The sequence below is a fragment of the uncultured Winogradskyella sp. genome (assembly GCF_947498345.1).
Lineage (GTDB): Bacteria > Bacteroidota > Bacteroidia > Flavobacteriales > Flavobacteriaceae > Winogradskyella.
The window spans coordinates 17,263-29,830 of the sequence record NZ_CANMJY010000011.1 but is presented as its reverse complement, the minus strand read 5'-3'; the positions used below and the strand labels follow the sequence as shown (position 1 = coordinate 29,830).

The following is a 12,568-nucleotide window of genomic DNA, read 5'->3' as shown; positions in this document are numbered from 1 at the left end:
GTGAGAAATCTATAAACATATGCAATTCATGTTCCTTTATCTAAAAGATTTCTTGTCACTTTCCTTTTTGCTCTGTTGAAATCACGCTTAAAAAATATGTTTTATGAAAAAACTCGTCCTTATTACCTGTATAACATTCATTTTATTTGGTTCTTGTAAAAACAACGAACCTAAAGCCTCTAAAGTTATAGCCATATCTGAAGTAGTAGAAGAGCCTGCTATACAAAAAACGGAACTTTCAAAAGAATTTAGAGGCTATTGGTATAATGGAGAAGCAGAAATCACCTCTTACAAGTTAGAACAAGCACGTTATGGAGAAATGCGAAATGGCACTGCAATTATGGTTTTTGTAACTGAAGATTTTCTACCAAAAGCTCAAGTAAAAGCTGACAATTACAGTAAAGCAAATATCCCTGTTTTAAAACTAAACGCCACAAAAAACTTTAATACAGGTATTTACCCTTACTCAATAATGCAGAGTACATTTTACCCAGTTTTAAACAATCAGCATGCGTTAAAAATTTCGGCTTCAGTACAAGAATGGTGTGGACATGTATACACACAACTAAATAACCGTAATGATTTTGAAGTGATGTCGCATTCCTATTTTCAAGGAGAAGCAGATCAAAATTTCAATATTGATAAAACCTGGACGGAAAATGAATTATGGACAAAACTTCGCATCGATCCAAAAAGCTTACCTACTGGAGACATAGAGGTTATCCCCTCTTTAGAATACATAAGATTAAGCCATAGAACCTTAAAAGCATACAGTGCTATTGCGAGTATAGAAAATGGTACTTATATACTTTCTTATCCTGATTTGAATAGAACATTAAAAATAAACTTTAAAACTAGCTTCCCTTATGATATTTTGAGTTGGGAAGAAACAGCCAAAAGCGGTTATGGTGCATCTGCAAAAGTATTAACAACTAAAGCTACAAAGTTAGAGTCCATTAAATCTGCATATTGGAGCAAAAATAATAATGTAGATGAAGACTTAAGAAATACACTCAAACTCAAATAATAAAATCTACCGCCTCAATTGAATTTTACGATCTAAAGTTGTGAAATCACCAAAACATAAATTCTATTTTAAACTATATTTGTTATTGTAAAATTATCTATAAGATGTCAGATTTCTTCGAGACTTACCAAACTGAGATTATACAAACTGCAATATTACTGGGTATTCTTCTGGTAATAAGAGCAATCATAGTCCTTACGGTAAAAAAAATAGGGAGAAGAAGTGGCACCACAGAAGCCAGAGCCATACTCATGGGAAGATATGTTACGGTAACATTAGTTCTCATCGCATTGTTGATCGAAGCTTTTATCCTTGGAGCAGAACCACATGATATCACCTTGGTGTTTTCGTCTGTTTTTGCCGTAATTGGTATCGCTTTATTTGCTATTTGGTCCATTCTAAGTAATGTTACCTCTGGTGTAATTATGTTCTTTTCATTTCCATATAAAGTAGGTGATAAAATAAAAATTCATGATAAGGATTATCCTGTTGAAGCTATCATAGAAGATATAAGAGCTTTTCAATTAATCTTAAGGGAAGATAATGGAGACCTTGTCACTTATCCAAACAATCTCATTCTTCAAAAGGCAGTCACTTTAATGGAGAAAGATGCTTTAGGTGATAGAAGTATTTTATAAGTCATGGCACAAAAAGGATCTAAAACCCGTACGCAAGAACATAAAAAACATATTGGTCAGATTCCTGGCACACTTATCTACACGGGGAAAAAATCAGATAAAGACTTCCATGTAGAATGCTTCGATTACACCAAAGAAAATATTGAAGAGACCATACTACTCAATATAGAAGAAGCTATTAATTACAAGGAAACTGATTCGGTAACTTGGATTAATGTTGATGGACTTCAACACACTGATAAGATTGAAGCCATCGGAAAACAATACGGTTTACACCCTTTAGTTCTTGAAGATATTGTAAATACTACTCAACGTCCTAAAATTGACGAGTATGGAGACTACCTCTTTGTTGTACTTAAAATGTTGTATTACGACAAAAATGAAAACATTGTTATTGAACAATTGAGTATTGTTCTGGGTGAAAATTATGTTATAACGTTTCAGGAATCTGAAGGAGATGTTTTTAACACCATAAGAAATCGTCTTCGTTTAAACAATGGTAGGATTAGAGGTTTAAAATCTGATTACTTAATGTATGCTCTAATTGATGCTGTGGTAGATAATTATTATAGTATTATTGAAATTTTAGGTAATAAAATTGAAGATTTAGAAACCGAATTATTTTCTGGTCATGCCAGAGAAAATGTAAACGTAGAAGTACAACAACTAAAGCGTGAAATTTTAAAAGTACGTCGCGCTATATTTCCGCTTCGAGAAATCATAAGTCGTATTGAAAAAGGAGAGCATTCATTAATTTACAAGCGCACAATAACTTATTTCAGAGATATTTACGATCATTTAATTCAAGTGTCAGAAAACATAGATATTTACCGCGAAATGATCTGGAGTTTAATGGATATGTATATGACCACCATTAGCAATAAGATGAATGAAGTAATGAAAGTTCTCACTATTATAGCTACCATTTTTATTCCTCTAACCTTTATTGCTGGTATCTATGGTATGAACTTCGATAATATACCAGAACTGCATTATAAATATAGTTATCATATTCTATGGGGAATAATGATTCTATTGTTTTTAGGAATGCTCTATTATTTTAAACGGAAGAAATGGTTATAAAATAACCGTTAAACAAAACCTAAAACTAAGGTCAAAAACAACGACTTTTATATATTTGGAAAGCAACTAACTAACACATACAATGCGCCAGATAAAACTATGCCTATTTATCATTATAGGCAGCTTACTATCACTACAAGCTCAGCAACCTAAAAAACTTAATTCTTCAGAAATATACGAAGCTATTCAAAAGCTTAACGTTCTAGGATCGGTACTTTATATTGCTGCACACCCTGATGATGAAAATACACGTTTAATTTCATACATGTCTAACGAAGTAAAAGCACGTACTGCTTACCTTTCATTAACACGTGGTGATGGTGGACAAAACCTTATTGGGTCTGAAATCAGAGAGCTTCTGGGTGTCATCAGAACCCAAGAGTTATTAGCCGCTAGACGTGTAGATGGTGGTGAGCAACGTTTTACCAGAGCTAATGATTTTGGCTACTCAAAACATCCGAATGAAACTTTAGAGATATGGAATAAAGATGAAGTCCTTTCAGACGTAGTTTGGGCAATTCGTGAATTTAAGCCAGATATTATCATCAACCGTTTTGACCATAGAACTCCAGGTAGAACACATGGTCACCATACCAGTTCTGCAATGTTGAGTATGGAAGCATTTGATCTAGCCAATGACGCTTCAAAATACCCTTCTCAATTAAGCCTTACTGAAACCTGGCAACCCAAACGTTTATTCTTCAATACATCATGGTGGTTTTATGGTAGTAGAGAAAATTTTGAAAAAGCAGATAAAAGCAATATGCTAAATTTTGATATTGGAGTGTATTATCCAACCAAAGGCATGTCTAATAACGAAGTTGCTGCTTTAGCAAGTAGCCAACACTTATGCCAGGGATTTGGGCGCTTAACCACACGAGGCACACAAGATGAATATATTGAATTTCTAAAAGGTGAACCCTTAGATGATAGTAATAACGTATTTGCAGGTATAGATACATCATGGAATCGTATAGGAGACGGACAAGTCATTGGTAATATTTTAAATGAAATAGAACGCAATTTTGATTTTGTAGACCCTGCGTCTCATCTACCTCAGCTTTTAGAAGCATACAAACTGATACAGAATGTAAAAAACAAGCACTGGAAAACTATTAAAACCAAAGAATTAAAAGCCATAATTGAAGCTTGTGCAGGATTATATCTTGAGGTTTCTGCCAATACACCTCACACCTCACCAAACTCAACAATTAGCTTACAAATAGAGGCCTTAAACCGAAGTAATGCTAAGATGAGCTTAGAATCGTACCATTTGTCTACACTTTCAAACGGGATCATCAAGAGTATGGTAATGCCAAACAATCAAAAACTGAATTTTGAAGAAGGCATCACTATTCCTAAGACTATAAAATATACAGCTCCTTACTGGTTGAACAAAAAAAGCACACTAGGTATGTATCATGTTGAAGATCAAGAGTTTATTGGACTTCCTGAAACTCCAAGAGCAGTTTTTATGGATTTTAATTTAAATATCGAAGGTACTCCAATTACCATTACTAAACCCATAGTCTATCGTTACTCAAAACCAGATAAAGGAGAATTATATAGACCGTTTGAAATCATTCCACCAGTATCTGCAAGTATCAGCAACAAGGTTTATATTTTTGATAATGATCAGCAGAAAGATATTGAAATTATTGTAAAAGCTGGTCGTGATGCTGTTGAAGGCTATGTTCAAATAGCGTATCCAAACGATTGGAGTGTCTACCCAGAAAAGCAAAAAATAGAAATCGTAAATAAAGGTGATATTCAAAAGGTAATATTCACAGTTATTCCACCAAAAGGACAAAATGAAGGCTTAATTACACCAATGGTCAATGTAGATAATAAATTTTACACAGATGAGCTCATAGACATAGACTATGCTCATATTCCATATCAAACAGTCTTAATGCCAAGTGTTAGCAAAGTAGTCCGTTTAGACATTAAAAAACGAGGTAATAATATAGGATATATAGAAGGTGCTGGTGATGTGGTTCCTGAAAGTTTACGCCAAATCGGATATAATGTCACCATTATTAAACCAGATCAGATTTCAGCAGAAAATTTAGCAAACTTTGATGCTATTGTTGTTGGTATAAGAGCTTATAATATTCTCGATGAATTAAAATTTAAGCAAAAATTCTTATTAGACTATGTAAAAGAAGGCGGTAACATGGTTGTACAATACAATACAAGCAGACGCATTAAGACTGATAATATTGCTCCGTATAATTTGCAATTATCCAGAGATCGCGTTACTGATGAAAATGCTACAGTTAAAATTTTAGATACAAATCATCCACTTCTCAATTTTCCAAACAAAATCTCATCTCGAGATTTTGAAGGCTGGGTACAAGAACGTGGTTTATACTTTCCAAATGAATGGTCCGAGGAGTTTACTCCTTTGTTGGCTATGAATGATAAAGGGGAAAGTTCTAAAGAAGGAAGTTTACTAGTTGCTAAATACGGAAAAGGAAATTACATATACACAGGCTTAAGCTTCTTCAGAGAGTTTCCGGCTGGTGTTTCTGGAGCCTATCGCCTTTTTGCTAATATGTTATCTGCTGGAAAAGAAGATAAAGCATCACTTAAAAACTAAACCGCCAACAACTGATTAATATGCACGACCAAGACCAACCACAACCAAAACAAAAATGGGATAAAATGTACACCATAGTATTGATTGCAAATGCCCTATACATTATACTTTTTTATTTTATAACAGCATCATTCGCTTAATTTATGCAACAAACTTTAGACTGGATTGACTGGACCGTTTTAATTGCCACTTTAGCGACAATAGTTGGTTATGGCACCTGGAAAACCAGAGGTAGTAAAAATGTTCAGGATTATGTAAGAGGTGGTAATTCCTCAAAATGGTGGACTATTGGCTTATCCGTAATGGCTACACAAGCTAGTGCCATTACATTTCTTTCTACTACTGGTCAGGCCTTTTCTGATGGAATGGGATTTGTTCAATTTTATTTTGGATTACCAATTGCTATGGTTATTATCTGCTTGGTCTTTATTCCGCTTTATCATCGTCTAAAGGTATATACTGCCTATGAATTTTTAGAAAATCGCTTCGATCTTAAGACCAGAAGCCTCACAGCTATTTTATTCTTAATTCAACGCGGATTAGCAGCTGGCATTACCATTTTTGCTCCCGCCATTATATTATCTGTTGTGTTAGGTTGGAATATCGTAACGCTCAATATTGTTATTGGAGTATTGGTTATAATTTATACAGTTTCTGGTGGAACCAAAGCAGTTACTGTAACACAAAAGCAACAGATGTTTGTCATCTTCGCTGGTATGATTGCAGCTTTAGCTATAATTATTAATTTAATTCCTGATAAAGTTTCATTTACAGATGCTATCGATATTGCTGGTGCCACGGGGAAAATGGAAGTGCTAGACTTCTCCTTTGATTTAGAAAACAGATATACTGTATGGACTGGGCTTATTGGAGGAACTTTTTTAATGCTCTCCTATTTTGGTACAGATCAAAGTCAGGTGCAACGTTATCTTTCTGGTAAATCGATGAAGGAAATGCAAATGGGTTTACTTTTTAATGGTTTACTAAAAGTACCTATGCAATTTTTCATTCTTCTGGTAGGTGTCATGGTATTTGTATTTTATCAATTTAATCCTTCACCATTAAACTTTATTGATGCTTCTACTCAGACCGTTTTAGCTTCAGAATATGCTGATGAATATAAGGCACTTCAAGATAAACAAGCGACTTTATTTACTAAAAAACAAGAGTTAAGTTTAACCTATGCAAAAAATGATGATCCGAGTTTAAGATTACAGTTATTTACATTAGATAGTATAGAAAAAACATATCGCTTAGAATCTAAATTTCTAATAAAAAAAGCTGTTGACACTGAATATAAGAATGACTATGCTGCACTTCAAAAAGAAGTTGAAGCATTAAAATCTAATCCAGAAACCGAAGCGTATAAAGAAAAATCTACTGAACTAACTGCTCTTTATAATAGTGCAGCAAAAGACACACAGACTAATGATAGAGACTATATGTTTATTAGGTTTATATTAAACCATTTACCTAAAGGGTTGATTGGATTATTATTGGCCGTAATTCTTTCAGCAGCTATGTCTTCTACAGCTTCAGAAATAAATGCATTAGCAACCATTACATCTATTGATTTATACGGTAGAAATCTAAAAGAAGACAAAGGAGAAACCCATATGGTAAACATGACAAAATGGTTTACATTGGGCTGGGGAATTATAGCAATAATAATTGCGTGTTTTGCTGATCTTGCCGAAAACTTAATTCAGCTGGTTAATATTATTGGTTCTATCTTCTATGGGAATGTCCTAGGTATTTTCTTGTTGGCATTTTTCTTTAAATATATCAAAGGTAATGCTGTATTTACAGGTGCATTAATTACGCAAGCTATAGTAATTATTGGTTGGTGGTTAGATTGGATGCCTTATTTATGGCTTAATTTATTTGGATGTGTTTTGGTTATAATCATTGCCCATATATTGCAAAGCATGCCGACTCAAAAACAAATTCAGAATCATTAAATAAAAAAACGCAGCTAAAATAGCTGCGTTTAATATTTACTATAATAAGTAAGCTTACATCGCTCCCCATTCTTTTAAAGAGTCCATGTTCATTTTTACATAATCTGCATTCTCAGCTTTTTTAGCTCCTTCAAGAGATTTTTTAGCAGCATCAATAGCCCCTTTTTTATCTCCATTTGCAGCATGTATTAAAGATTGTTGTCTTAAATACCAAAAACGCGGCTGGTCTTTTGTCATTTCAACCGCTTTATCAATCCAATGCATAGCTTTATCTAAATCTTTACCTTCACTAAGATTATAAACAGCAGCAGAATAAAAATCATTAGGGGATGGACCATTCATCACTTTATCAATTGAAGCAGTTACCTTTTTTGCAGTTGGTACTTCAAAGGTTACGGCAGCATAAATATTCTCCCAGATAAATCCGATATTAGCTGAACTATTTGTTAAGTCATCAAAACCTATGGTCCATGTTTCTACCTCCATTGGCATCTTGTATATTTTAGCAGAAACTTTAGCAGCTACTTTAGAATCGTCCCACTCTCTTGGTGTTCCCCAATTATTAGTATCTGAATAAAAAACAACATCCCAGTTATCTTCATTTGGAGAAATAAAAATTGCATACGAACCCGCTTTTAAATCATTACCATCAATAGTAACATTATCGCTAAAAGTAACCGTAGTGTTTTTGTTTGCGCCAGCACGCCACATTTTACCATAAGGTACTAAATCACCGAATATTTTTCTTCCTTTCATACTCGGGCGAGAGTATTCTAAGGTAACGTCAGTTAAACCAACCTTCTGCTCTATTTTAGTTGTAGGGCTTGGCTGTGGTGTTTCAACCTGTGCATTTACAGAAAACATTAAAGTTAACGCAAATGCAAAAAGTACTAATTTCTTCATTTTGTTTAGTGTTAAGTGTTTATTTTTTAGTGCCATAAAGATACAACCTAACGTAGGCCTTATATGTTAACAATTCCTTAAAAAGAAATTAATACTAAACAACATTTAAGCTAAAAATATAGGAATATCAATTGATTAATCGTAATATTGCAATATATTAATATTATTACTATGGGCTTAACAAAAAGTGAAATCTTTACCAAAGAACAAAATCAGATTGCGCGTATTGCGAAAGTCTTTGGGCATCCAGCTCGAGTTGCTATTTTACAATATTTATTTAAAACCAATTCTTGTATTTGTGGAGACTTAGTAGAAGAAATAGGCTTAGCGCAACCAACTATCTCACAACACCTTAAAGAATTAAAAAATATAGGCCTTATAAAAGGTAATATTGAAGGCACCAGCATTTGTTATTGTATTGATAAAGACAATTGGTCTAGGATGAAAACTATTATTAGTGAATTTTTAAACCAAGACTTAAGTAATAATATTAATTGCTGTTAAAACAATATTTATGAGACTATTAGAATTAAAATCAAAATTACAACAACTAGAAACCATAGCTTTTAAATTACCTAATGGATCATTGGTCCCAAATCATTTTCATGTCACAGAAGTTGGTAAAATCTCTAAAGATTTTATTGATTGTGGCGGCACAGTAAGACACGAAGAAGTAGTTAACTTTCAACTTTGGGAAGCTAACGATTATGACCATAGATTACATCCAGAAAAATTGCTAAACATTATAGAGCTTTCCGAAAAGATATTGAATATTGGTGATTTAGACATTGAAGTAGAATACCAAGGTGACACAATTGGTAAATACAATTTAGATTTTGATGGGGAAAATTTTCTACTGACCACAAAACAAACCGATTGTCTGGCAAAAGATAATTGTGGAGTTCCTAAATCTAAACCTAGAGTAAGACTTTCTGACCTAAAAAGTAAAACCGAGTGTTGCACATCAGAATCTAATTGCTGTTAAACCAAATATCTAAAATAATGCTATATCCTCAAATTGCTTCACAAATAAAAGTTTTAGATACCAGTTTAATTTCTAAAGAACGTAAAATCATACTTCAAGCTTTAATAGATTTTATTCAAAATAAAGTTGATACAAAGGCATTAATTAATCTCAATTTTATCTGTACACACAACTCACGTAGAAGTCATTTATCACAAGTTTGGGCACAAACTATGGCATATCATTATAATGTAATTAATGTATTTTGCTATTCTGGTGGTACAGAAGCTACTGCCCTATTTCCTGCCGCCGCAGAAGCTCTTAAAAATTCTGGCTTTAAGATTAAAAGACACACAAACGAGATTAATCCAGTTTATGTAATTAAATATTCTGAAAAGACCCATCCAATTATCGGGTTTTCAAAAACCTTTGACGCCGACTTTAACCCAAGTTCAGAGTTTGCTGCTGTAATGACATGCTCTAGTGCAGATAAAGGTTGTCCCTTTATACCTGGTGCTGAAAAACGTATCCCTTTGACTTTTGAAGATCCAAAAGCTTTTGATAATACATCGCAACAAGCAGAAAAATACAACGAACGAAGCCTTCAAATAGCAACAGAGCTTAAATATGTATTTTCAAATATTTCTAATCCATGAAAAAAGAAATCGCTGAACTTATCGGAACATTTGCCATGGTGTTTTGCGGCTGTGGTGCTATGACCGTAAACGAAATCACAGGAGGAAGCATAACACATGTTGGTGTTGCAATAACCTGGGGATTAATTGTAATGACAATGATTTACGCATTTGGTGAAATTTCTGGAGCACATTTTAATCCCGCAGTTACTGTAGCTTTTGCTTTTGCAAAAAAGTTTGAATGGAAAAATGTACCTAGATATCTTTTATTTCAAACAGTTGGCGCATTTTTTGCCATAGGGATTTTATGGGTTCTATTTCCTGAAAGTCAAAGTTTTGGACACACATATCCTTCGGAAGGCTTCCAACCTTATAAAGCTTTTATTCTAGAATTATTACTTACCTTCTTCTTAATGGTCGTCATCATAAACGTTTCTACAGGAAGTAAAGAAATTGGTACCATGGCAGCCATTGCTGTAGGTGCTGTTATACTATTAGAAGCTATGTTTGCAGGCCCTATGACCAAGGCCTCTATGAATCCTGCCAGATCTTTAGCTCCTGCTATAATATCTGGTAATTTACAACACTTATGGATCTATCTTACAGCCCCTTTTATTGGAGCTTTTTTAGCAGTTATAAGTTGTAAATTAGTTAAAGATGACAATTGCTGTGATGATAATTGTTAAACCTCAGTATTAGACTCAATCATATTTTCTTGTTAAATTTTGTTTAACTTTATTAATAAATAGTTAAACAATTTGTATTTTTACATTGTAAATCAAGTACAATGGCAAAGAAAAAATCAATTTCACAACAAGAGATAATTAGCGCTTACATGGATTATATTTTAACCCATGATGAGCAACCAAAATCGGTATATGCATTTGCGAAAGAAAACAACATGGAGGAACAAAAGTTTTATGAGTTCTTTACATCTTTTGATTCATTAGAGCAATCCATATTTAAGATCTTTTTCGATAACGCTCATTCTGTATTAGAAAAGAGCGAAGATTATTTAACCTTTGATGCTCGTAACAAACTACTCAGCTTCTATTATACCTTTTTTGAAATATTAACAGCAAACAGAAGTTATGTTATACATACACTAGAGGGCAAAAAGAATTCACTAAAATCTCTAAAAAAGCTGGTTCATCTTAAAAAACGTTTCACAAATTATATTGAGCATCTCAATATCAAAACAATTGATTTAAAACAAGAGCAATTAACTAAAGTACAAAATAGAAGCCTAAAGGAAACCGCTTGGTTACAACTACTTGTTACAATGAAATTTTGGATGGAAGATACATCTACTGGATTTGAAAAAACAGATTTATTGATTGAAAAGTCCGTAAGAGCAAGCTTTGATCTTATTGATACAACTCCTTACAAAAGCTTAATAGACTTAGGAAAATTTCTGTATAAGGAAAAAATGCATATGAACTAGATGAAAACCATAGACAGTATACCTATTACAAAAATCTCTCGCGCCTCAAAACTCGTTTCTACTGGAGCTAAAGTTGGTGTCAACTATTTAAAGTATTACGGAGACAAAATGGTAAATTCTAAAGAAAAAGCCAAGGAACGTCTTAACCAAAATAATGCTGAAGATATATATGATAGTCTTAAAAAGCTTAAAGGAAGCGCACTTAAGGTAGCACAGATGCTAAGTATGGAGAAAAGTATATTACCACAGGCATATGTTGATAAATTTTCATTATCTCAATTTTCTGTACCGCCATTATCTCCACCTCTGGTAATAAAAACATTTAAAAAATATTTCGGGAAACATCCCAATGACTTATTTGATACTTTCAACGCAACTTCAGTAAATGCTGCAAGCATTGGTCAAGTACATCTTGCAGATAAAGATGGGAAAAAATTTGCTGTGAAAATCCAATATCCTGGAGTTGCGGAGAGTATCGCTTCTGATCTAGCCTTAGTGAAACCTATTGCTATTAAAATGTTTAATATTAAAGGAAAAGATTCTGACAAGTACTTTAAAGAAGTTGAAAACAAGCTTGTTGAAGAGACTAATTATTTATTAGAAATAGAACAAAGTAAAGCAGTCGTAGAAGCCTGTAAACATATACCTAATCTAAAATTTTCAAACTATTACGAAGACTATTCGTCGGAGCGTATTATCACTATGGATTATATGAAGGGAGAACACCTTTCTGAATTTGTTTCCCATAACACCAATCAAGAACTTTCAAATAAATTAGGACAAGCCTTATGGGATTTTTATATGTATCAAATTCACAATTTAAAGAAAGTACATGCAGATCCTCATCCAGGTAATTTCCTAGTTTCAGAAGAAGGAAATCTTATAGCCTTAGATTTTGGATGTATGAAAGCTATTCCTGAAAGTTTCTACAAACCTTATTTTGAGTTAGCAGATAAGAGATGTATTGACGATCCAAAGGCGTTTTCTGAAAAAATGTATGAGCTTGAGATTTTACGTAAGGATGATTCTGCTGAGGAGATTAGTTTTTTCTCTAATATGTTTCATGAATTGCTAAGCTTATTTACACAACCTTTACAAAATGAAGTTTTTGATTTCTCTAATCCAGAATTCTTTAATCAGGTTGCAGAAATGGGTCAGAAATATTCTAAGAGCACAGAATTGCGAAACATGAACGGTAATAGAGGCTCAAAACATTTTATTTACATCAACAGAACATTCTTTGGTCTATATAACCTCATGTTTGACCTAAAAGCTGAGAATATTAAGATTAACAACTTTGTAAACTTATAA

12 protein-coding genes are annotated in these 12,568 nt (G+C 33.2%); 11 read left to right on the top strand and 1 reads right to left on the bottom strand.

What is annotated here, in order from left to right:
• Nucleotides 1-103: 103 nt before the first annotated feature.
• The 5 genes from Q0912_RS14205 to Q0912_RS14185 all read left to right on the top strand — a co-directional run bounded on the left by Q0912_RS14205 (nt 104) and on the right by Q0912_RS14185 (nt 7,311).
• On the top strand, nt 104-1,027 hold the full coding sequence (locus tag Q0912_RS14205) for a septum formation inhibitor Maf (protein WP_299116254.1): 924 nt from the start codon (nt 104-106) through the stop codon (nt 1,025-1,027).
• A 104-nt stretch (nt 1,028-1,131) separates the two neighbouring features.
• A complete protein-coding gene (locus Q0912_RS14200; protein WP_299116253.1) occupies nt 1,132-1,665 on the top strand; it encodes a mechanosensitive ion channel domain-containing protein in 534 nt (177 codons plus the stop codon).
• A gap of 3 nt (nt 1,666-1,668) precedes the next feature.
• Entirely contained in the window at nt 1,669-2,748 is a 1,080-nt protein-coding gene (gene corA / locus Q0912_RS14195; protein ID WP_299116252.1) for a magnesium/cobalt transporter CorA, read from the top strand.
• Between the two features lie 82 nt (nt 2,749-2,830).
• Nucleotides 2,831-5,350 (top strand): PIG-L family deacetylase, encoded by a 2,520-nt coding sequence (locus Q0912_RS14190; RefSeq protein WP_299116250.1) that lies wholly within the window; start codon nt 2,831-2,833, stop codon nt 5,348-5,350.
• 143 nt (nt 5,351-5,493) lie between these two features.
• On the top strand, nt 5,494-7,311 hold the full coding sequence (locus tag Q0912_RS14185; protein WP_299116248.1) for a sodium:solute symporter: 1,818 nt from the start codon (nt 5,494-5,496) through the stop codon (nt 7,309-7,311).
• A gap of 54 nt (nt 7,312-7,365) precedes the next feature.
• Here Q0912_RS14185 and Q0912_RS14180 read toward each other — a convergent pair whose 3' ends face one another.
• Nucleotides 7,366-8,214, bottom strand: a complete 849-nt coding sequence (locus Q0912_RS14180) for a DUF2911 domain-containing protein (RefSeq protein ID WP_299116246.1) — start codon at nt 8,212-8,214, stop codon at nt 7,366-7,368.
• 171 nt (nt 8,215-8,385) lie between these two features.
• Here Q0912_RS14180 and Q0912_RS14175 point away from each other — a divergent pair, with 171 nt between their 5' ends.
• From Q0912_RS14175 to Q0912_RS14150, 6 genes are all read left to right on the top strand, one after another.
• Nucleotides 8,386-8,718, top strand: a complete 333-nt coding sequence (locus Q0912_RS14175; RefSeq protein ID WP_299116244.1) for a metalloregulator ArsR/SmtB family transcription factor — start codon at nt 8,386-8,388, stop codon at nt 8,716-8,718.
• A 10-nt stretch (nt 8,719-8,728) separates the two neighbouring features.
• Nucleotides 8,729-9,199, top strand: coding sequence for a DUF6428 family protein (locus tag Q0912_RS14170; protein ID WP_299116242.1), 471 nt, complete (start codon nt 8,729-8,731; stop codon nt 9,197-9,199).
• Between the two features lie 17 nt (nt 9,200-9,216).
• Nucleotides 9,217-9,834, top strand: a complete 618-nt coding sequence (locus tag Q0912_RS14165) for a protein-tyrosine-phosphatase (RefSeq protein ID WP_299116240.1) — start codon at nt 9,217-9,219, stop codon at nt 9,832-9,834.
• Nucleotides 9,831-10,499, top strand: a complete 669-nt coding sequence (locus Q0912_RS14160; RefSeq protein WP_299116238.1) for an MIP family channel protein — start codon at nt 9,831-9,833, stop codon at nt 10,497-10,499. The genes Q0912_RS14165 and Q0912_RS14160 overlap by 4 nt, the downstream gene beginning before the upstream one ends.
• Nucleotides 10,500-10,600: 101 nt before the next feature.
• On the top strand, nt 10,601-11,257 hold the full coding sequence (locus Q0912_RS14155; protein WP_299116236.1) for a TetR family transcriptional regulator C-terminal domain-containing protein: 657 nt from the start codon (nt 10,601-10,603) through the stop codon (nt 11,255-11,257).
• Nucleotides 11,258-12,568 carry an AarF/UbiB family protein gene (locus Q0912_RS14150; protein ID WP_299116234.1) on the top strand — a complete coding sequence of 437 codons (1,311 nt, stop codon included), beginning with the start codon at nt 11,258-11,260 and terminating at the stop codon, nt 12,566-12,568.